The sequence below is a fragment of the Streptomyces sp. NPDC008092 genome (genome assembly GCF_042957285.1).
Taxonomy (GTDB): domain Bacteria; phylum Actinomycetota; class Actinomycetes; order Streptomycetales; family Streptomycetaceae; genus Streptomyces.
Map to the genome: position 1 here is coordinate 440,510 of NZ_JBIBHY010000003.1, position 21,027 is coordinate 461,536.

The 21,027-nt window shown below is 73.0% G+C and carries 17 protein-coding genes and 1 riboswitch; of the genes, 7 read left to right on the top strand and 10 right to left on the bottom strand.

The features are described from left to right. Window positions 1–22: 22 nt before the first annotated feature. Window positions 23–910, bottom strand: a complete 888-nt coding sequence (locus ACFZB3_RS11230; protein ID WP_391373072.1) for a DUF4429 domain-containing protein — start codon at window positions 908–910, stop codon at window positions 23–25. A 188-nt stretch (window positions 911–1,098) separates the two neighbouring features. Here ACFZB3_RS11230 and ACFZB3_RS11235 point away from each other — a divergent pair, with 188 nt between their 5' ends. Together ACFZB3_RS11235 and ACFZB3_RS11240 are read left to right on the top strand one after the other, a co-directional pair. Continuing rightward, the gene (locus ACFZB3_RS11235) at window positions 1,099–2,376 is read left to right on the top strand and encodes a hypothetical protein (protein WP_391373075.1); all 1,278 of its coding nucleotides are present in this window, start codon (window positions 1,099–1,101) and stop codon (window positions 2,374–2,376) included. A 177-nt stretch (window positions 2,377–2,553) separates the two neighbouring features. Beyond that, window positions 2,554–3,093, top strand: a complete 540-nt coding sequence (locus tag ACFZB3_RS11240) for a DoxX family protein (protein ID WP_361283107.1) — start codon at window positions 2,554–2,556, stop codon at window positions 3,091–3,093. A 13-nt stretch (window positions 3,094–3,106) separates the two neighbouring features. Here the strand turns inward: ACFZB3_RS11240 and ACFZB3_RS11245 are convergent, their stop codons facing one another. Continuing rightward, window positions 3,107–3,316, bottom strand: coding sequence for a hypothetical protein (locus tag ACFZB3_RS11245; RefSeq protein WP_391373078.1), 210 nt, complete (start codon window positions 3,314–3,316; stop codon window positions 3,107–3,109). Continuing rightward, the gene (locus tag ACFZB3_RS11250; RefSeq protein ID WP_391373081.1) at window positions 3,303–4,727 is read right to left on the bottom strand and encodes a PspC domain-containing protein; all 1,425 of its coding nucleotides are present in this window, start codon (window positions 4,725–4,727) and stop codon (window positions 3,303–3,305) included. Before ACFZB3_RS11250 ends, ACFZB3_RS11245 begins: the two co-directional genes overlap by 14 nt. Window positions 4,728–5,144: 417 nt before the next feature. Between ACFZB3_RS11250 and ACFZB3_RS11255 the strand changes: the two genes are divergently transcribed. Both ACFZB3_RS11255 and ACFZB3_RS11260 read left to right on the top strand, forming a co-directional pair. Next, window positions 5,145–6,437, top strand: a complete 1,293-nt coding sequence (locus tag ACFZB3_RS11255) for a PspC domain-containing protein (RefSeq protein WP_391373084.1) — start codon at window positions 5,145–5,147, stop codon at window positions 6,435–6,437. Then, window positions 6,434–7,147 (top strand): LuxR C-terminal-related transcriptional regulator, encoded by a 714-nt coding sequence (locus tag ACFZB3_RS11260; protein ID WP_391373087.1) that lies wholly within the window; start codon window positions 6,434–6,436, stop codon window positions 7,145–7,147. The genes ACFZB3_RS11255 and ACFZB3_RS11260 overlap by 4 nt, the downstream gene beginning before the upstream one ends. 18 nt (window positions 7,148–7,165) lie before the next feature. On the opposite strand, the gene ACFZB3_RS11265 is transcribed toward ACFZB3_RS11260, so the two are convergent. Next, window positions 7,166–8,224: an NlpC/P60 family protein gene (locus ACFZB3_RS11265; protein ID WP_391373090.1), complete on the bottom strand. Its 1,059-nt coding sequence runs from the start codon at window positions 8,222–8,224 to the stop codon at window positions 7,166–7,168. Between the two features lie 465 nt (window positions 8,225–8,689). Between ACFZB3_RS11265 and ACFZB3_RS11270 the strand changes: the two genes are divergently transcribed. Beyond that, entirely contained in the window at window positions 8,690–9,043 is a 354-nt protein-coding gene (locus ACFZB3_RS11270; RefSeq protein ID WP_365700879.1) for a hypothetical protein, read from the top strand. 12 nt (window positions 9,044–9,055) lie between these two features. Here the strand turns inward: ACFZB3_RS11270 and ACFZB3_RS11275 are convergent, their stop codons facing one another. Together ACFZB3_RS11275 and ACFZB3_RS11280 are read right to left on the bottom strand one after the other, a co-directional pair. Continuing rightward, the gene (locus ACFZB3_RS11275; RefSeq protein ID WP_391373093.1) at window positions 9,056–10,030 is read right to left on the bottom strand and encodes a tellurite resistance/C4-dicarboxylate transporter family protein; all 975 of its coding nucleotides are present in this window, start codon (window positions 10,028–10,030) and stop codon (window positions 9,056–9,058) included. A gap of 95 nt (window positions 10,031–10,125) precedes the next feature. Next, entirely contained in the window at window positions 10,126–11,274 is a 1,149-nt protein-coding gene (locus tag ACFZB3_RS11280) for an NlpC/P60 family protein (RefSeq protein ID WP_391373096.1), read from the bottom strand. Between the two features lie 7 nt (window positions 11,275–11,281). Further along, window positions 11,282–11,456, bottom strand: a riboswitch (cyclic di-AMP (ydaO/yuaA leader). 312 nt (window positions 11,457–11,768) lie between these two features. Between ACFZB3_RS11280 and pcrA the strand changes: the two genes are divergently transcribed. Next, window positions 11,769–14,282 carry a DNA helicase PcrA gene (gene pcrA / locus ACFZB3_RS11285; protein WP_391373099.1) on the top strand — a complete coding sequence of 838 codons (2,514 nt, stop codon included), beginning with the start codon at window positions 11,769–11,771 and terminating at the stop codon, window positions 14,280–14,282. Between the two features lie 73 nt (window positions 14,283–14,355). Here pcrA and ACFZB3_RS11290 read toward each other — a convergent pair whose 3' ends face one another. Next, entirely contained in the window at window positions 14,356–15,837 is a 1,482-nt protein-coding gene (locus ACFZB3_RS11290) for a peptidoglycan DD-metalloendopeptidase family protein (RefSeq protein ID WP_391373101.1), read from the bottom strand. A gap of 241 nt (window positions 15,838–16,078) precedes the next feature. Beyond that, window positions 16,079–16,954 carry an alpha/beta fold hydrolase gene (locus tag ACFZB3_RS11295; RefSeq protein ID WP_391373103.1) on the bottom strand — a complete coding sequence of 292 codons (876 nt, stop codon included), beginning with the start codon at window positions 16,952–16,954 and terminating at the stop codon, window positions 16,079–16,081. Window positions 16,955–17,279: 325 nt separating this feature from the next. On the opposite strand from ACFZB3_RS11295, the gene ACFZB3_RS11300 reads away from it, so the two are divergent. Next, window positions 17,280–17,696, top strand: a complete 417-nt coding sequence (locus ACFZB3_RS11300) for a cobalamin B12-binding domain-containing protein (protein ID WP_294008099.1) — start codon at window positions 17,280–17,282, stop codon at window positions 17,694–17,696. 119 nt (window positions 17,697–17,815) lie between these two features. Here ACFZB3_RS11300 and ACFZB3_RS11305 read toward each other — a convergent pair whose 3' ends face one another. After that, entirely contained in the window at window positions 17,816–19,408 is a 1,593-nt protein-coding gene (locus ACFZB3_RS11305; protein ID WP_391373106.1) for a DUF5691 domain-containing protein, read from the bottom strand. Between the two features lie 223 nt (window positions 19,409–19,631). Beyond that, a complete protein-coding gene (locus ACFZB3_RS11310) occupies window positions 19,632–20,987 on the bottom strand; it encodes an SWIM zinc finger family protein (RefSeq protein WP_391373109.1) in 1,356 nt (451 codons plus the stop codon). Between the last annotated feature and the right edge of the window lie 40 nt (window positions 20,988–21,027).

Genomic DNA, 21,027 nt, shown 5'->3' on the forward strand with positions numbered 1-21,027 from the left:
GGGGCGCTGTCGGACCGTTGGCTCAGAAGCTCCGCAGTACGGCTGCCTTCGTCAGGGCGAATTCCTCGTCCGTGAGGACCCCGTCGCGGTGCAGCTCGCCCAGCTCCCGGAGTCTGCGCAGCAGGACGTCGTGGTGGTCGGCGGACTGGCGTGGCACGGTCGCCGGAGGGCGGTCCCGGTCGGTGTACTCCGCGCCCGGGCGGGTCGACGGATGCGGCAGCCGGGCCGTTACCGCCGCCGCGACCAGCGCCGTCAGCAGGTCGCGGCGGACGCTGCCCCACAGGTCGAGGGCGTACGGGTCGCGCTCGGCCGGCAGCTTCGAGAACACCGTCTCCCGGGTCACGAACCGCAGGAAGCCGTCCTCGTAGCCGGAGTTGGGCAGCCACTCCACCTGCACGAGATCGCCGACGCCGATGATCCGGGGCCCGGTGGCCCGCTTGACCCGGTCGGAGGTGTCGGCCCAGTCGATGCGCACCTGGGTACCGTCGAACGACACCGTGCCGTCCGAGGACCGCACCGACACCGGCACCGGTGGCCCGGGCAGTAGATACGTCCGGGCCGGCTCCTTCGGGACCTGGTCCAGCAGCAGCGACTGCCGGATCTCCGCCACCACGTACTCGGCCACCCCCGACCGGTCCCCGTCCACCGCCAGCCGGTACGGATCCGCCGCCTCCGGCAACCGCCCGCCCGTCGCCTGCAGCAACGGGTCCGCACCCTCGCGCAGCCGCATCCTCAGCCGCCCCCGCCTGCGCTCCGGCTCGTACACCACCCCCGCCACGGCCTCCAGAGGTACCGAGATCTCCCCGTAGGTCTGCCGGAACAGCGGCACGGACCGGTGACGTCCCGGCGTGATCCGGACCGTGCTGCCGTCGAAGGCCCAGGTCCCGTCCCGCTGGATGATCTCGGCCATGGGGAAATTCTCGCAGCCGGGTCAACACGTCTGCCGTATCTTCACTCGTCGTGACCGGCCCGCTGACCGCGAACGGCGTGGCGTAGGGCACAATTCGCTCTCGACACAAGGGAGTTGCGCGACGCTGTTCGGCCCCGGGGAGGGCCCTGCGCGTCGTGCCCCGGGCGTGGGGAAGGCGGGCGTCGGGCGTGGCGGTGCAGGAGGCGAGGCAGGGCGCCCGATCGGGTGCCCACGGGGGCGGCTGCGCGTGCGGGGACTGTCCGCACGGGGCACGGGAGGGACACCGGCGGGCGGTCGCCGAATTCCTCCTCAAGCGGGAGGAGTTCGCGGCCGGGCAGGGGCTGCCCGCGGCGGTGGCCCACTCGGCCTCCGCCTCCCGGCAGTGGGTCTCCGAGGAACTCGCCCAGTCCGCCGGGGTGGTCGCCGAACGCGGCCGCGCCGAGGGCGAGGCCTGGCTCGCCCGCCTGTGGCTGCGCACCGCGTGCACCGTCTGGGCAGCCGTCGTGATCATGCTTCTCGCCCAGGCCCTCACCGCCGTCGGCGCGGGCTGGACCAGCGCCCGCACCGCCGGACTGCTCGCCGCCCTGGTCGTGGCCCTCGCCCTCACCGCCGCCTCCTGGTTCCACCGCTCGCGCGGCGGGGTGCTCGCCCCCCTCATCGGCGAGGACAACCGCATTTCCACCTCCCGCACCGTCGCCGCCTCCTGGGTCCTGTTCGTCGCCTACGCCGTCCTCGTGCTGGCCGGCCGACTGGCCGCCGCCTCCTCGCCCGCCGAGCGTGACGCCCTCATCGCCGGCCTCGACCTCGCCCGCGGTGCCGGCGCGGTGACCGTCCTCGCCGTGGTCTGCGGCATCGCCGTCCTGGTGCGCCGAGTGGTCGGCCTGCGCATCGCCGGCCAGCGCCTGCAGAAGGTACGCGCCCACCGTCCTCGCGCCGCCGACCTGCTCACCGACGACTCCGGCCGCGGCACCTTCGCCGACATCCAGTACGTCGTCATCAGCGCCGTCGCCCTGCTCTTCGCCGCCGTACGGCTCGCCCGCCGCCCCGACCAGCTCCCCGACCTGCCCTGGGGCCTCGCGACGGTGGTCCTGATCTCCGCCGCGACCTACCTGGCCGGCAAGTACGCCGAGGGCGGCCGCCCGGTGATCCTCTCCGTCGTCCGGGCCCGCGAGGCCGGTGACCTGGACGCCCCGATCCGCACGGGCGACGACATCGAGATCCGCGGTACCGGCTTCGTCCCGCCCGGCGCCCAGACCGCCGACCGCCTCTCCCGCATGGTGGTCCGCATCGGTGCCGTCAACGTCCACGTCCCCCTGGTCCCCGTCACCGGCGGCTTCAGCAACCCCACGGACCACGTCCTCACCGTCCCCGTCCCGGCCGACGTGGAACCCGGCTCCGTCGAGGTCCAGGTGGTGACGGCGGCCGGAGTGGCGACCAACCGGTGCGTGGTCGAGGTGACGGAGTGAGCGGCCCGGCCGAGGCCCCGGGTGCCCCTTCTTGCCCACCTTTCTCCACCCTCCCGGGTGTCTGAGTCCGGCCGAAATTCGGAAAAACGTCCGGGAGAGGGTTGAGCGCTCCGCGGTTGTCGTACGTATGGTCTGTTGAGGGGCCTGGGCACTGGCGGCGAGAGGCGGCTACTGGCGATGACTCACGGCATTCGTTCGGACACGCACACCCCCTATCTCGACGGCGACCGCGGACTGCGGGACACCGCCACCCGATACGCCCTCCTTCCCTTGCGGATCTTCCTGGGCGTCACCTTCATCTATGCCGGCCTGGACAAACTGACCGACAGCGCCTTCCTGAAGTCCGGCGGCTCCGGGTCCATCGGCGACACCATGCGCGCCGTCCGCGACTCCGCCGCGATCCCGGCCCTGATCGACCTGGCCCTGAAGAACCCCGTCGGCTTCGGCACCGCGATCGCCATCGGCGAACTCGCCGTCGGCCTCGGCACCCTCTTCGGCCTGCTGGCCCGGCTGGCCGCACTCGGCGGCGCACTGATCTCACTCAGCCTCTGGCTGACCATCAGCTGGGCCAACTCCCCGTACTACTACGGCAACGACCTCGCCTACCTGATGGCCTGGCTGCCCCTGGTCCTGGCCGGTGCCCCCTACCTCTCCCTGGACGCGATGCTCCGCGCCCGACGCCGACACCGCTCGGCACGGGCTTCGCTGGGCCTCTAGCCGGCCCCTGTTCCTAGCTCTCCGGTGTACCGCGGCGCCTGCGTATCGCCCGGGTCAGGCCCGCGGTCACCCCTGCCAGGAAGAGGCCGGCCACCATCAGGGGGATGACCGCGAACCACTCGGTGTCCCACCAGCCGCCCGCGTCACCGGCGTAGGCGATCCCCGCCGCCGTCAGGAAGACACCGACGATCAGCCGTCCGGGCTGGAACTCATGCCGCAGCACGGGTCACCTCCACCTGTCCCGCGCCGACCTGGAGGTCCAGGTCGAGCGTCCCCGCGTTCTTCGCGCCGCTCGCCGGCGGCAGGGTCACGTCCTTGTGCCTGCCCGGCTCCACGTCCACGTCCTTCTTGTCGTCACCGGGCAACTGGATGTCGCCCACCCCCACGTCGATGCTCATCCGCACGGTCACGTCCGCCGGCACGACGATCTTCAGCCGGCCCGCGCCCACCTCGGCCGACGTCGACACCGTCCGCCCCTGGGCGACGCGTATGTGCGACAGGTCCAGCGTGGCCACCCCCGTCCCGAGGTCGTACGCCGGCGACACCTCCGCGGCCGTGGCCGGGGTCCAGCTCGCCCGCGTCCAGTGGGTGCTGATGTCGGACGGCAGGGCCGTCGCGGCCGCCAGCAGGGCCGCCGTGAGCAGGGCCAGGAACAGCGAGCCGGCCCCCGTGCGTCCCAGGAACGAGCTGAGCGCCGTCCCCAGCCCGAACACGATCAGCGCGCAGGCCAGGCCGGTCTGGAGACTGGTGCCCAGCGGGTGCGTGTCCCAGGTCAGCCCCGTCCCCAGGATGCCCGCCACGAGAGCGCACAGGAAGATCCAGCCGCCGATCCAGCGCGGTCCACGCGGCTTCGGGGGCGGGCTCTGCCGGGCGCGGACGTCCTGGCCGTGGACCCACGGGGTGCTCAGCCGGAAGTCGAGCCCCGGGGCCTCCCGGCCGCGGACGTCGGCCGGACCCCACAGGTAGCCGGTGCCTCCGACATGCATGCCGTCCTTGACGATCGGGTCCCGCCACCACGAGGGGTAGGAGACCGGGACCGGCGGTGCCTGAGCCTCCGGCGGGGCGTCGGCGACGGCCTGCGCGGAGAGCGGGTCGGGGTCGGGGGCGCCGCGCCGCCGCGACCAGTACCCGGCGCCGGCCAGCAGCAGGGAGAGGACGACGGCGAACCCCAGCACCTGGGCGTTCTTGATCATCGTCAGCAGCACTCCGCAGCCGACCAGCGCGAACAGCACGGCCGTCAGGGCCTGCCCGTCGACCCGGCCGGTCAGCAGCTTGCGGACCTCGTTCTCCTCATCGTCCTCGTACGGCACGAAGAGCCACGCGAAGCCGTAGAAGAGCAGACCGATGCCGCCGGTCGCGGCCAGCACGGCCAGGGTGATGCGGAAGATCACCGGGTCCAGGTCGGTGTGGCGCCCGAGCCCCGCGCACACGCCCGCGATCATCTTGTGCCGGCGGTCGCGCCGGAACCGGGGGGAGGCCGCGTCGACGGCCGCTGCGCCCGTACCGGTGGCGTCGCCCCCCGTCCCGGCCGCCCCCGCCGCGGCGGGCGCGGCACCCGACGGCCCGGTGCCCGCTGCGGGCCGCGGGCCGGGGCCGGGTCCCGGACCCGTCGCGGCGTGCTCGTGATCAGTCATGAGTCAATGGTGACGGCCGTGCCGCCGCAACGGCAGTCGGGATGACCCTGGCCGAACCCTGAAATCTGCCCCGAGACCGGGCCGGGAAGCGTTCGAACGGCACCGCGGCGACGGAGGCCCGGGTCCCGGCCCGTCCCGGCCCCGGAGATCGGCGGCGGGGATTCCGGCCTGATCCCGCGAGATCGGCGGGAAAGGGGGTCCTGTGCCTGACTCCGGGAAGACGGCGGTGGAGATCCTGCGCCTGATGCCGGGAGATCGGCGGTGGAGATCCTGGCACTGTCCCGGGGAAGAACGGCGGCGGAGGGCCCGGTGTGTGCCGCCGGAAGCGGGCGGTGGGCGCGGGAAAACCGAAGATCAGGGGAGTCTCGGGGGTCGACCCTGATGCTCCGCAACTCCGGGCGTGTGAACATCGATGGCATGCCGGAAGCCGCAGCAGTGCCCCTCGAAGCCCCGCGGCCGCCGCGCAAGCTCTACCGCAGCAGCGACGGCCGCTGGCTCGGCGGAGTGGCGCGGGGCCTCGCCGGGCACCTCGGGCTGCCCGTCGTCTGGGTGCGGCTCGTCTTCGTCGGCCTGTTCATGGCCAACGGCCTCGGCGCGCTGCTGTACGCCGCGTTCTGGTTCTTCGTACCCCTCGGCGTCGGCGGGGTCGGCGGGCAGAAGCCGCCGTCCCTGGTCGCCACCGAGACCTCGGCGGACGGCCGCCGCAGACTCGTCGCCCGCAAACCGGACCGGGGCCAGATCGTCGCCCTGCTCCTCATGGTCATCGTGTCCATGGTCTTCGTGGGCAGCGTCAACCTGACCAGCGGCGCCAAGGCCTATCTGGTTCCCGCGGTCCTGGTCGCCGCCGGTGTCGCCCTGGTCTGGCGCCAGGCGGACAACGCCCGCCGGGCCCGCTGGGTCGAGGTCGGCAGCCGGCGCCGCACGCTCAGCCTGCTGCGCGCGGGCGTCGGTGTCCTGCTCGTCACCGCGGGCGTCTCGGGCGTCTTCGTCATGCAGGGCTCCGCCGCGCACATCGGAGCGGTGCTCCAGGCGGCCCTCGCCGTGCTCGTCGGCATCACGCTGCTCGCCGGCCCGTATCTCGTCCGGATGACCCAGGACCTCTCCGAGGAGCGGCTGATGCGCATCCGCGCCCAGGAGCGCGCCGAGGTCGCCGCCCACGTCCACGACTCCGTGCTGCACACCCTCACCCTGATCCAGCGCAACGCGGAGAACGCGGGCGAGGTGCGCCGCCTCGCCCGCGCCCAGGAGCGCGACCTGCGCACCTGGCTCTACAAGCCCGAGGGCACCGGCAAGGACGAGGCCGACGAACCCGCCACCCTCGCCGAGGCGGTGCGGCGCAACGCGGCGGAGGTGGAGGACAAGCACGGCGTCCCCATCGAGGTCGTCGTGGTCGGGGACTGCCCGCTCGACGAACGGACGGGCGCGCAGATGCAGGCCGCGCGCGAGGCGATGGTCAACGCGGCCAAGTACGGTGGCGAGGGCGGTGCCGTCCAGGTCTACGCCGAGGTCGAAGGGAAGACGGTCTTCGTGTCCGTCCGCGACCGGGGTCCCGGCTTCGACCTCGACTCGATACCCGCCGACCGCATGGGTGTCAGAGAATCGGTCATCGGCCGCATGGAGCGTCATGGCGGCACCGCACGGCTGCGGTCCGTGCCGGGCGGCGGCACGGAGGTCGAGCTGGAGATGGAGAGGGCGGAGAAGACGTCATGAGCGACGCGACCGAGGCGAACGGCCCGGCGGAGGGTGCGGAGAAGGCCGGGCGCCGGGTGCGTGTGGTCCTCGTCGACGACCACCGGATGTTCCGGACGGGCGTCCAGGCGGAGATCGGCCAGACCGAGCAGACCGGCGTCGAGGTGGTCGGCGAGGCCGCCGACGTCGACCAGGCGGTCTCGGTGATCACCGCGACCCGGCCCGAGGTGGTCCTCCTGGACGTGCACCTGCCGGGCGGCGGCGGGGTCGAAGTGCTGCGCCGGTGCGCCCCGTTGGCGGCGGACGCCGAGCGGCCGGTGCGCTTCCTCGCGCTGTCCGTGTCGGACGCGGCCGAGGACGTGATCGGCGTGATCCGGGGCGGCGCCCGCGGCTACGTCACCAAGACGATCACCGGCACCGACCTGGTCGACTCGATCTTCCGGGTCCAGGAGGGCGACGCGGTCTTCTCGCCCCGGCTCGCCGGGTTCGTCCTGGACGCCTTCGCCTCCACCGACGCCCCGCCGGTCGACGAGGACCTCGACCGCCTCACCCAGCGCGAGCGCGAGGTCCTGCGCCTCATCGCCCGCGGCTACGCCTACAAGGAGATCGCCAAGCAGCTGTTCATCTCCGTGAAGACGGTCGAGTCCCATGTGTCGGCGGTGCTGCGCAAGCTGCAGCTGTCGAACCGGCACGAGCTGACCCGCTGGGCGACGGCACGCCGCCTGGTCTGAGGCGACCCGGACGCCCCGTCACACGACCCGCGTCGCCCCCGCGAACGGCATCTCGTCGATCGGTGCGATCCGTACCGGCGCCGACGGGTTGGGCGCGTGGATCATCTCGCCGTTGCCGATGTAGATGCCGACGTGGCTGATGCCCGAGTAGAAGAACACCAGGTCGCCCGGCTGGAGCTCGGAGCGGGAGACGCGGCGGCCGGCGTCGATCTGGGCGTAGGTGGTGCGGGGGATGGAGACGCCGGCGGAGCGGTAGGCGGCCTGGGCGAGGCCCGAGCAGTCGAAGGCGTCGGGGCCGGTCGCGCCCCAGACGTAGGGGCTGCCGAGCTTCGAGTAGGCGTAGGCGACGGCGGCCGCGGCGCGGGAGTCGGTGGCGGCGACGCTGTCGGCGGTCAGGGGGGCGCGGGCGTCCGGCGCGGAGCGTGAGGCGCGTCCGGTGCCGTCGCCCGCCGCGACCGCGGACCGCTGCTGCGGGGAGAGCCGGTCCAGCAGCTGCCGCGCCTCGCCCAGCTTGCCGTTGATGGCGGTCTTCTCCCGCTTCAGCTCGGCCTGCCGGGACCGCAGCGACGTCAGCTCGACATGCGCCGCACCCCGCAACCGCTCGATCTCGCGCAGCTGTTGCCGTACCCGCGCCACCGCACCGGCCTGCCGGTCGCCGGCCCGCTCGGCGAAGGCCGCGTCGTCCAGGTACCGGTCGGGATCGCTGGACAGCGCCAGCTGCCAGGCCGGGTCGATGCCGCCGTCGCGGTACTGCGCGGCCGCTATGGAACCGAGCGCGTCCCGGGCGGAGTTGAACGTCTCCTGTGCGCGGGCGGTCTCGTCCTGCAGCGACTTCAGCTGCCGCTGGGCCGTGTCGGCCTTCTCCTTCGCTCCGTCGTACTTCTGGGTGGCCTCCTCGGCCTCCTGGTACAGCTGGTCCACCTTGGCCTTCACCTGCGCCGGTGTCAGTTGCGGCTCGGCGTTTCCGGTCCCTTCGAAGGCCGTCGCGGTGGCCGCGCCCGCCAGGGCGAGGGTGGCGGCCGTGCGGGCCGTGTTGCCGCTGAGCGAGCGCTGTCGGGGCTTGCGGTGCGCTGCCACCTGGACTGTCCCGTCCTTTCGTACGACCGCCGCGACCGCCGTCTCGCCCGCAGGCACGCCAGGGGGAGCGTCCGTACGGCCGCGAGGGGTGCGGATTGCGCGTCCGGCGGCGGCCCGCACAGGGGGAGTGGGCCGCCGCCGGGCTTTCTCGGCGGTGGTGCCCGACTGCCGCCCCTGGCCCGGGCGGCGGTGGGGAGTCGGTCACCTGGGGGAGGACGCTAGGCCCGGGTGTGTCGGCTCGGTAACGCGATGCACGGAATTGGCGTGACCGGATCGTTACCCGACGGTATGTGTACGGGATTCCGGTCCGGAGTCGTCGGCTTCTCGGGGTGGGATGACCGAAGCGGCGGTTCCGGGGCTGGTGGGAGACGCGGGCTGCTATGGGGTGCATATATGCGGGGCGGCGGGTGCCGAGGGAGGGGCCGGTGACCGGTGCCCCGTACGGCCCTGATTAGGCTCCGGGCCATGGACGTACTCATCCATCTCTTCGTCGGCCTGCACATCATCGGCATCGCCGCGCTCCTCGGCGGTTTCCTCACCCAGATGAAGGCGATGGGCCAGGGCACGGCCCGGTTCGTCCCCGGGATGCTGCACGGCGCGTTCACCATGCTCGCGACCGGCGTGATCCTGGTCGGCCTCAACGAGGCCGACGACCACCACGTCAACACCGTCAAGATCGGCGTGAAGCTCGCCCTGCTGATCGTGATCCTCGGGCTCGTCTACGTGAAACGGGACGACGAGAAGGTCGAGAAGGGCGCCTTCGGCCTGGTGGGCCTGCTCACCATGGTGAACATCTTCATCGCCGTCCTGTGGACCTGATCCCCGGCATCCTCACCGGGCCTTCCTGAGAGCGGCGCGGGCGCCCGCCGCCGCACCGGCCGCCACCGCCAGCCAGGCCGCCACCGTGACCCACACCAGCACCCGCCCCGGCCACTTCAGCCACGCGCCGCCGACGGCGGCCGCGACCGACAGCGTCGCCGTCGCCGTCATCCCCATCGGGAACACCGTCGCCCAGCGGCGCACGTCGTAACGCGGCCGGGGCCACGCCGCCTCCGCGGCCAGCAGGACGGCGTACCAGGCCAGGCTCAGGACCAGCAACGCCACCGTCACCACGCGCAGGACGCCCCGGTCGTCGTCGTTCCACAGGTACAGCCGCGCACTGTCGGCGGCCAGCAGCCGCGCCCCGGCCAGCGCGGAGATCGCGAGCCCGCCGCCCGCCACCCACTGGTCCCCGGGCCCCTGGGCGATCTGCCGCCACTCGAACCGGGGCACGGCGAGCCCGTACATCGCCAGCCCCAGCCAGAAGAGGACCAGCGAGAGGTGCGCGAGCCACGCCGTCGTCAGGGCCGCCGCCAGCGTCGCGCCCAGCACGGCCGACCCCTGTGTGGCCACGCAGGCGAGGAACACCGTTCCCGGCATCCTCGGCTTCCAGTGCCGCACGACGAGGACCAGCAACGGCGGCCACAGCGCCACCGACAGCGCCAGCAGGGCCTCGGCGAGGGGCTGCCACCCGAGCGCCGAGAACCGCGTCCCCAGCACCGTCGTCGCCGCCACGGCGGTGAGCGCGCCCGGTGTCCGCGCCTCCGCCGCCCACCGCCGGCGATCGAGCGCCAGCCGTGCGGCGAAGTCCGCGGCCAGTGCCGCCCACAGCGCGCAGGCCGCCGCCAGCGCCACCCGGGACACGGTCTCCGCGCCCGCCAGGTACAGCCCCTCCGACATGATGCCGGTGGCCATCACGGCGCCCCCGGCCCCGGCCGCAGGCGAACACCGCGCCCACCAGGCGCCGAGGGGTGAAATGCCGGACATGCCCCTGATGCTAGGGAGAGTCGGCCGCGGCAGGGGCGGGGCACGCGCGCGTACGGCCCGAAAAGCGTGCGGGCGACGGCGGGCGCCCCGTGGGATCAGGCCGGGCGCACCACGCTGTGGATGATCGACTCGCCGCCGTAGTAGATCGACTCCTCCCGGACGTACGCGCCGGGCTTCGGGGCGTGGATCATCATGCCGTTGCCGATGTAGATGCCGACGTGGCTGACGTCGTCGTAGAAGAAGACCAGGTCGCCGGGCTGGGCGTCGGAGAGGGGGACGGTGGTGCCGGCGTTCACCTGGTCGTAGGTGGTGCGCGGCAGGGAGACGCCCGCGGCCTTCCAGGCGGCCTGGGAGAGTCCTGAGCAGTCGTAGGAGCCGGGGCCGGTGGCGCCCCACACGTACGGCTTGCCGATCTGCGCGCGGGCGAAGGCGATCGCCTTGGCGGCCTTCGTGGCGTAGGTGGAGGAGCCGGAGCCGGAGGACGAGCCGCTCGACGTCGAGGACGAGGAGGACGACGACGCCTCCTGGTCGGCCGCCGCGGCCTGCTGCTTCGCCAGCTCCGCCGCCTTGCGGTCGGCCGCTTCCTGCTGCTGCTTCTCGATCGCCGCCAGCCGGGCCTTCTCCGCGGCCGTCAGCTGCGACAGCAGCTCCCGTGCGGAGGCCAGCTTCGTCTGCACGGTGGTCTTGGCCGTCTTGAGGTCGTCCTGCGTCTCGGTGAGCGTCTCGAGGCTCCGGGCGGCCTCCTGCCGCTTCTTCATGGTCGCGGACCGCTGGGTGACGTAGTCGTCGACCGCGCCCTTCTGGCGCGTGGTCAGGCGGCTCATCAGCTGGTCCTGGTCGAAGTAGTCCTGGGGACTGTCCGCGAGCAGGAAGGTCGCCGTGTCGGGAACGCTCGCCCCGGTCCGGTACTGGGCCGCCGCGAACGAACCCAGTTCCTCACGTGCCTCGTTGAGCCGGTCGGTGCGCCGGGCGACGTCGTCGAGCAGCGTGTCGACCTGCTTGCGCTGCTTGCCGGTCCGCTCCTTCGCCGCGTTGTACTTCTCGGTCGCCGACTCCGCCTGCCGGTAGAGGGCGTCGACCTTCTTCTCCACCTCCTCCAGGCTCGGCTTGCCGTCCTCGGAGGGCGCGGCCTCGGCCGTCTGGGAGAACAGGGCCATGGAGGTGAGTGCGGCGGTGGCCAGTGCGGGGGTGCGTATGCCTGCCGTGCGCGTTCCTGACGGCCGGGACTTGCGGTGCGACGCCAACGGGGGCGACTCCTTCCAGTGTTCCGCCTACCGAGTTAGCTGTCGGGTTCGGGCGGGTGGTTCGGAAGGGTTGCCCTACGGTCCGTTCCCCGGAGGGGAGTCGGGACCGATTCACCCCGGGATCGGTGTGGGTCCCCGGCTCCGGATGCGCGGTGGCGCCCCGGACTCGGCGGAGGCCGTGCGGCCCGGCGATGTTCGCCGGTGGGGGTCGTACGGCCTGCCCGGCACGCTAGCCAACTCGTGTGGTCTCTGTGAAGTTTGATGTGCGATATGCCCGATACATTTTCGTGACCTTGATGTTGGGAATTGTTCAGGCGGGGCGATCTGGGGTGCTATGGGCGACTTGCCCGAGGTGACAGGGAGGCTCGCGGTGGGCGTTCGCCGCTGCGTGACGCGCGTCGACCGGCCGTGACCGAGTGGTTCTGTTCGGTTACCCGGCCGAGTTTTCGGGGCGGCGGCCGGTTGTCGGTGGGGCGCCCTAGACTCGGAGAGCGATGAGCAGCCTCTTTGACGACAGCTTCCTGGCGAACCTCCAGGCCCCCCGCGGCCATGACGAGGAACCTCCGCCGCCGCCCGAGGACGAGCACGCTCCGGAGTCGATTCCGGACGATCTGTTCGGCGGGAAGTTCGACGTGCCCCCGGACCGGGACGCCTACTACCGCGACGGCGCCGCACGCCCGGCCCTGGACCCGGCCGCGCTCCTGGAGGGGCTGAACGACAACCAGCGGGCGGCCGTCGTGCATGCCGGCTCTCCGTTGCTCATCGTGGCCGGCGCCGGTTCCGGCAAGACGCGCGTGCTCACCCACCGCATCGCCCACCTCCTCGGCGCGCGCCAGGTGCACCCGGGCCAGATCCTCGCGATCACCTTCACCAACAAGGCCGCGGGTGAGATGAAGGAGCGCGTCGAGCACCTCGTGGGCCCGCGCGCCAACGCGATGTGGGTGATGACCTTCCACAGCGCGTGCGTGCGGATCCTGCGCCGGGAGAGCAAGAAGCTCGGCTTCACCTCCTCCTTCTCGATCTACGACGCGGCCGACTCCAAGCGCCTGATGGCCCTGGTCTGCCGCGACCTGGACCTCGACCCCAAGCGGTTCCCGCCGAAGTCGTTCAGCGCCCAGGTCAGCAACCTCAAGAACGAGCTGGTCGACGAGGAGGACTTCGCCGCCCGCGCGAGCGACGGCTTCGAGAAGACCCTCGCCCAGGCCTACGCCCTCTACCAGTCGCGGCTGCGCGAGGCGAACGCCCTCGACTTCGACGACCTGATCATGACGACGGTCAACCTGCTGCGCGCCTTCCCGGACGTCGCCGAGCACTACCGCCGCCGCTTCCGGCACGTCCTGGTCGACGAGTACCAGGACACCAACCACGCCCAGTACGCCCTCGTGCGCGAGCTGGTCGGCACCGGCGCGCGCGCCGACGGCACCGGCGCGCGCCCCGACGGCACCGGCACCCCGCCCGGCGAGCACGACCTGCCCCCCGCCGAGCTCTGCGTCGTCGGCGACGCCGACCAGTCGATCTACGCCTTCCGGGGCGCGACGATCCGCAACATCCTCCAGTTCGAGGAGGACTACCCGAACGCGACGACGATCCTCCTCGAACAGAACTACCGCTCCACGCAGACGATCCTGAGCGCCGCCAACGCGGTCATCGAGCGCAACGAGTCCCGCCGCCCGAAGAACCTGTGGACCAACGCGGGCGCGGGCGCGCAGATCACCGGCTACGTCGCCGACACCGAGCACGACGAGGCGCAGTTCGTCGCCGAGGAGATAGACCGTCTGACGGACGCGGGCGAGGCGAAGGCCGGTGATGTCGCCGTCTTCTACCGCACCAACGCGCAGTCCCGGGTCTTCGAGGAGATCTTCATCCGGGTCGGCCTGCCCTACAAGGTGGTCGGCGGCGTCCGCTTCTACGAGCGCAAGGAGGTCCGGGACGTCCTGGCCTACCTGCGGGTGCTGGCCAACCCGGAGGACTCCGTCCCGCTCCGGCGCATCCTCAACGTCCCGAAGCGCGGCATCGGCGACCGCGCGGAGGCGATGATCGACGCCCTCGCCCAGCGCGAGAAGATCAGCTTCCCGCAGGCGCTCAAGCGCGTCGACGAGGCGTACGGCATGGCCGCGCGGTCGACGAACGCGGTCAAGCGGTTCAACACGCTGATGGAGGACCTCCGTACGGTCGTGGAGTCCGGCGCCGGACCCGCCACGGTCCTGGAGGCGATCTACGAACGCACCGGATACCTGGCCGAGCTGCAGAACTCGACGGACCCGCAGGACGAGACCCGCATCGAGAACCTCCAGGAACTCGCCTCCGTGGCACTGGAGTTCGAGCAGGAGTCCGGCGAGGGCGAGCAGCAGGCGGGGCTCGCCGACTTCCTGGAGCGGGTGGCCCTGGTCGCCGACTCCGACCAGATCCCGGACGACGACGAGAACGGCGACGGCGTCATCACCCTGATGACCCTGCACACCGCCAAGGGCCTCGAATTCCCCGTGGTGTTCCTGACCGGCATGGAGGACGGCGTCTTCCCGCACATGCGCGCCCTCGGCCAGACCAAGGAGCTGGAGGAGGAGCGGCGGCTCGCCTACGTCGGCATCACGCGCGCGCGGGAGCGGCTGTACCTCACCCGGTCGGCGATGCGCAGCGCCTGGGGCCAGCCGTCGTACAATCCGCCCTCGCGCTTCCTGGAGGAGATCCCGGGCGCGTATCTGGAGTGGAAGCGGACCGGGGCGACGGCGCCGGTCTCCGCTGGGCCCGTCGCGGGTGTGGCGGCCTCGCTCTCCTCGACCCGCTCGCGCTCCTCGGCGTCGGGTGCGTCCGGCTTCGCCACCCGGCGGACCTCGGAGAAGCCGGTGGTCTCGGTGGCCGTCGGCGACCGGGTCACCCACGACCAGTTCGGCCTCGGCACGGTCGTCGCGGTGAAGGGCACGGGCGGCAACGCGGAGGCGACGATCGACTTCGGCGACGCCAAGCCGAAGCGGCTGCTGCTGCGGTACGCGCCGGTGGAGAAGCTGTAGTGGCGCAGGTGCCGTAGTTCCGGGCGGGCCCCGCTGCGGCGGGGCGCACCGGTATCGCCGGTACCGGCCGGGGTCAGGTCGGGTCGAGCCCGTGGCTGCGCAGCCACGGCAGCGGGTCTATGGCGGCGCCGCCGGCCGGACGCACCTCGAAGTGCAGGTGCGGGCCGGTCGAGTTGCCGGAGTTCCCGGAGTACGCGATCGGGTCGCCGGCCTTCACGGTCGTACCGGCGGCGACGCGGTACGACGAGAGGTGGCAGTACCACGTCTCCGTGCCGTCCTTCGCCGTCACGATCATCATGTTGCCGTAGGCGCTGTTCCACTTGGTGGAGACGACGCCGTCGGTCGCGGCCATCACCGTCGTGCCGTAGGAGACGGGGAAGTCGATGCCCGTGTGGACGGACATCCAGTTGACGCCGGCCTGGCCGAAGTAGGCGCTGAGCCCCCGCTGCGTGACCGGAAGCGCGTACTTCGGGCGCAGCCGCTCCTTGCGGGCCGCCTCCGCCGCCGCCTTCTTCTTCTCGGACTCCTGCTGGGCCTTGAGGTCGATGCGCTCCTGCGTCCGGCTGGCCCGGTCGGCGAAGTCGTCGGCGCCCGCAGAGAGCGTCCTCAGCTGGGCGTCCAGCTTGCTGTTGGCGGCGGACGGTTTCACCGACTGCGCGTCGGAGGCCGAGGCCGTGGTGTCCTTGCCGTCGTCGGTCAGGCCGTTGACGGAGGCGGCCGCGATCCCGGCGACCCCCATCACACACACGGAGGGCACGGCGACCGTCAGCAGCGCGGACCGCTTGGGAGGCGTACGGCGACGGGAACGCGCCCCCGCGCGGGAGCCGACGCGAGTCGCCGCCGGCGTGGCCGGGGTGACCTCTTCCTGGTCCTCCAGCAGTGGCGTTACTGCGGGCATCTCGCCGGTCGCGGACAACTCCGAGTCGTCCGGGGAGTCCGCCGAGGACTCCGCGAACCCGTCGTGCCCGCCGTACTCGCCGTAGTGCCCGTGCTCCGCCTGCTCCTCGAAGTCCCCGTACGGCTCGTGCTGCTGTGCGTGCTCGGGCTCGTGCTCGGGGACCTGCGCCGGGGTGCCGTCGGAGTTCCACTGCGTGGCGTCGTAGACGCCGGTGTCGAAGGCCTGGGTGCCCCACTCCCACTGCTGGGTCGCACCGGCCATGCCGGGCTGGTCGGGCTGCAGCCAGGCGCTCGCGTCCCACTGGCCGCTGGTGTCGGGGGCCGTGCCCTGTGCCGGGACGGTCCACGCGGTGCTGTCGTAGGCGCCGGAGTCGTAGGCGGCGTGGTGCTGGGCCGCGTACGGGTCGTAGTTCAGCGTCTGGCCGCCGGCGGTCTGCCACTGCGTGGTGTCGTACGCCCCGGTGGCCTGGGCCTGGCCCGGGAGGCTGCCGAAGAGCGGGTCGGTGTGGAACCCGGTGCCGGTGGCGGTGTGGTCGCCGTACGTGGTGAAGTCGCCGTACTGGGCTTCCTGGGTGCCGTACGGCGCGTAGTGCGCCGGATCGGCGTCGGAAGCCGGGGCCGGGGTGGTCATGGTCCCCGACGGGTGACGGTCGTTCACCAACTTCTCTTTCGCCTCGACAACAGGGGCTGCCAGAGCAGTGCGGCGACTGTACCCGGCGGTATGCGGGCGCGACAATCTTCAACAGGTTTCGCTGTTTCGGGAAACGGGCATTCGGCCGTGTTTCGGGGGACGACGGGCGCGGGTTTGGCCTTGTGTTCGATGAGCGTTCGAGGCGAGAGGCGGTCCCGGGCGGTCCTCGGCGGTCCCCGGCAGCCCCGAACGGGCCCTCCGGGGGCCCTCAGGCCACCGTCAGACCGCCCGCGGTCCGCTCTTCCGCGTGTGTTTCGTCGAGGGCCTGTCGTATACCGGTCGCGATCGCCGGGTGGACGGGCAGGGCGAGGTGGCCGATCCCGGTCACCCGCACGTTCGTCGCCATGAGGTCCGGGTGGTCGACGCGGGCCGTCTCCACCGGCTCCATCAGCGAGTCGAGGTCGCTCCAGAAGCTCACGAACCGGGTACGGCAGCCGGGTGCGGGCCGGGTCAGCTCCTCGATGACCGCGGAGCCGGGGCGCATCTGCCGCACGATCGGGTGCGCGTCCGCCAGCGGCGCCACCCGGGTACCGGAGTGCGGGGTGCCGAGCGTCACCAGCGTGCGGACGCGCAGGTCACCGCCGAGGCGCTGAACGTAGTAGCGCGCGATCAGCCCGCCCAGGCTGTGCCCGACGATGTCGACCCGGCCGCTGCCGGTGCGCTCGCAGATCTCCTCGATGTGCCGCCCGAGCAGTTCGGCGGCGGTGCGGATGTCGCAGGTCAGCGGCGAGTAGTTGAGCGATTCGACGCGCTGGCCGCCGTGCTGGGCGAGGGCGCGGCGGAGCAGGACGAAGACCGAGCGGTTGTCGATGAAGCCGTGCAGCAGCACGACCGGCGGGGCCGCCCGGACCGGCAGCCTGGCCGGGCCGTCGAGCTCCGCGGACGCTCCGGTGGGTCCGGGCGGTACGGGAGCGCGGCGCTCCGGGGTGAGGCCGGTCGGGTAGAGCAGCAGATGCCCGGCCAGGATCGCGGCCTCCAGGGCGGTCGACTTCAGGAGGGCCAGCGACAGGCCGGCGACCCTGCTCGGCAGGAAGCGGCGGCAGAACGGGAGGAGCGGCTCCAGCAGTACCTCGGTGACCTTCATCGGCCGGCCTCCTGTCGGCACGCCGAGGACAGCTCCGTCCCCCGTGTGCCCTCATGGGGAGACCGGGCGGAGGCGGCGGGGGCGGCGGGCTGCGACGACGTGCCGCGTCGCGTGTCCCTACCGTCCCCGCGGACCACGCTGCGGCTCCCTGACGTGTCCCGCTCTGTGTGATTTCCCCCTCTGTAACCTCCGCGAAACTGCCGGTTGCGGGATGCTGGAGATAACGTTCGTTCACTTGGGACGGGTGGCGGAACGCGCCGAATGTGCGGTACTTCTCGGTACGAATGGATGTTGGCGTGTTCGTTTCTTGGTCATGGAGGCAGTGATGGGTGTGGCAGCCGGTCCGATCCGTGTGGTCGTGGCCAAACCGGGGCTCGACGGCCACGACCGCGGGGCCAAGGTCATCGCGCGGGCGCTGCGCGACGGGGGCATGGAGGTCATCTACACCGGGCTCCACCAGACGCCGGAGCAGATCGTCGACACCGCCATCCAGGAGGACGCCGACGCCATCGGCCTCTCCATCCTCTCCGGCGCCCACAACACCCTCTTCGCCGCGGTCATCGACCTCCTCAAGGAGCGTGACGCCGAGGACATCCTCGTCTTCGGCGGCGGCATCATCCCCGAGGACGACATCGCCCCCCTCAAGGAGAAGGGCGTCGCCGCGATCTTCACGCCGGGGGCGACGACGGCGTCGATCGTGGAATGGGTGCGGGAGAACGTGCGGCAGCCGACCCAGGCGTAGGCCGCGTTCGCGGGGGCCGACTTCGGGTCGGGGGTGCGGGTCGTGTGTCGGCCGCGGGCCGGTGGGTGCCTGTCGCACAGTTCCCCGCGCCCCTGCCGGGGCGCCGTTGCTCGCCTTTCTCACGGGGCGCGGTCGTCGAGCTCCGCGAGCATCGCCGCCCGTAGCCTCAGCGTCGTCACCAGACGCTGGAACGCCTCCGCCCAGTAGTCGCCGGCGCCCGGTGACGCGTCCTCCCGTTCGTCCCGGACGGCGAGGAGCGCGTCCAGCCGGCCGGCTTCCGCGGGGTCAAGGCAGCGTTCGGCCAGGCCCATCACCCCGCTGAAGCTCCACGGGTAACTCCCGGCGTCCCGCGCGATGTCGAGGGCGTCCACCACGGACCGGCCGAGCGGCGCGGACCAGGGTACGGCGCACACGCCGAGCAGCTGGAACGCCTCCGACAGGCCGTGCGCCGCGATGAAGCCGGCCACCCAGCCGGCCCGCTCTCCGCCCTCCAGCGTGCCCAGCAGCTTGGCCCGCTCGGCCAGGGACACCGCGCCCGGACCGCCCGCCTCCGGTGCCGCCGGCACCCCGAGCAGCGCTCTCGCCCACTCGGCGTCCCGCTGCCGTACGGCGGCCCGGCACCAGGCCGCGTGCAGCTCGCCCTGCCAGCCGTCCGCCACCGCCAGCGCCACGATCTCCTGAGGGGTACGGCCGCCGAGCCGGGCCGGCCAGCCGGAGAGCGGGGCCGCCTCCACCAACTGTCCCAGCCACCACGACCGTTCACCGCGCCCGGTCGGCGGTTTGGCGACGACGCCGTCGCGCTCCATCCCCGGGTCGCACTCCGGCGGGGCCTCGACCGCGATCACGGGCCCGCTCCCCGTGTGGTCGACCGCCACGCACGCTCCGGCCCGTACCGCCATCCGTCCGGCGAGCGCCGAGCCGGGCAGCGCGGACAGCAGCTCGGCCGCCGTCGTCCGTACGTTACGACTGCGGTCCGACAGGGCCTGCTCCAGGAACGGCTCGTCCCCGGCGGCCAGCCCGGTGCGCAGCGAGTCGAGGAACATCAGCCGGTCCTCGGCCCGCTCCGTCGCCCAGGTCCCGGCCAGCAGCTCGCGCGCCGCCTCGGGCGAACGCGCCCGCAGCGCCGACAGCAGCGCGACCCGCTCGGCGAACAGCCCCTCCTGCCACAGCTGCCGGATCGCGTCGGCGTCCCCGGGGCCGGGCAGGGCCGCCCCGCCGCCCGGGGCCGCGCGCAGGGCGAACCGCCAGTCCTGGTTGAGCCGGGCCAGCCACAGCGCACGCGGTCCGGCGAAGGCCAGCGCGGCGGGCCGCAGGTCGGTACGGCCCCGGGCCGCGTCCAGCAGCGCGGGCAGCACCTGCGGGGGCGCGGCGAACCCGCGCGCGTTGGCCGCCGCGAGCCACTGCGGCAGCAGCTCCATCAGGTCGGGCGAAGTGCCGCGGCGGCCACCGGCCCCGGTGCCGGGGCGGTCGGACAGCAGCATCGCCAGTCTGCGTGCCGCGGCGGCCGGCAGCGCCGGGCGCGGGTCCCCGGGGGCCGGTTCGGGGCGGCGCGCGGCCGGTGCCGGACGCAGCCCGGCCCGCCGCCGTACGGTCGCCACCGCCGCCTCGTCCAGCAGGGCCGCCGGCGCCGCCCGGCCCGGCCCGCCGGTCGCGGGCGGCCGCCGGTCCGTGCCCAGCAGAGCCGTGGTGACGAGATCCTCCCAAGCGGTCACGGGGTTCCCCTTCCACGAGATGCAGGAGTGCTGCGAGTTCTGCGAGTGCTGCGAGTTCTGCGGGTTTTATGAGTGCTGCAAGTGCTGCAAGTGCTGCGGGTTCTACGGGTTCCGCGAGTTCTACGGGTTCCGTGGGTTCCGCGGGTTCCGCGGGTTCCGCGGGTTCCGTGGGTCGGTTCGGGCGCGGGGTGGTGGTGCCGGGCCGGTTCGGGTGTCGGCCGGGTCAGCACAGCGGCACCGCCTCGCCCGCTTCCTCCGGCCAGGCCGTCAGCGGGGTGAAGCCGCGGTGGCCGCACTCGCCGAAGACCGTGACCGGGGCGCCGCCCGACAGCGCGACCAGCCGCCACAGCCCCGGCCCGGACCGGGCGCCGGGAGTCAGGGGCAGCGCCGACTCCCCGTCGGCGTCCGCCAGTTGCCAGGAGTCACCGTCCGGTACCGGCACCACCCGGTCGAGGGTCACCGGCACCGAATCCAGCCACGGGTCGTCGCGCAGTGCCTCCCCGTATCGGGCCGCAGCCTGTGCCGTCGCCATGCCCGGCGGCCGTGTCGGCAGGGGCGCGGGCGCCGCGAACCGCTCGCCCAGCGCCGCCCGGTGCTGACCCGCGCCCGGATAGGCGGACAGCTCCGCGTCCAGGGCGAGCCCGACCGGCAGCGCCAGCTCGGGGGCGCGGCCGGCCGCGCCGTAGGAGAGGAGCAGTGCCGTCCGGCCGGATCCGGCGCCGTGCAGCCAGATCCGGCGGGTCGTCAGCTTCGGGTCCGCCGTGTCGTACTGGGCGAGGACCAGCCAGCGGTCGCGCACCGGCGGGCCGTCCGGCTGGGCGGGCAGGCCGATGCGGGAACGGACCGTGGCCGCGAGATTCGCCGGGAGCCGGTCGCGGCGCAGCCAGCCCTGGTCGAGGAGGTGCAGCAGCGCGCACTCCTCAAGGAGCCGCACCGGCCAGCCCGGACCGGAACCCGGTATCGCCCCCAACTCCCGCACCCGCGCAGCCAGTCCGGGAGCCTGGGCGTCGACCATGCGGGCCGCCGTCTCCTCCCACAGCCCGTACCCCGCCTGCTCGGCCGCGGCCAGGCCGCCGCGCAGCAGGTCGGACAGCCGCTGCTCCAGCTCCGTGGCGCCCGCCGTGACCCGCTCGGCCCGCTGCTCCGCCCGGCGCCGGGCCGCCTCGGGATCAGCGGCGGCCGGGGAACTCCCGGCGCCCGCCGGCCGTTTGTCCTCCGCACGCCTGCGTCTGCCGGCGATCCACTGCTCGGCCCAGTCCGGCGGCTGCTGCGTCGCGGGCACCGAGTCGTCCTCGCCCGCCCAGAGCAGGAGCAGTCCGAGGGCGTGCTTGCAGGGGAACTTCCGGCTCGGGCAACTGCACTTGTAGGCGGGCCCCGCCGGATCGGCGACGTCCACGATCGTCTGGTACGGCTTGCTGCCGCTGCCCTTGCACAGTCCCCATACCGTCCCCTCCTCGCAACTCCCGGCTCCGGACCACGGCCCCGCCGCTCCGAGCCTGCTTCCCGCTTTGCGTGACGCGGCGTCAGGCGCCAAGGCCAGCACCTGGTCCGCACTCCAGCGCACCCCCTGCTGAGTCATGCCATCGAAGGTAGATCCCGCCACTGACAATCGCCCCGGC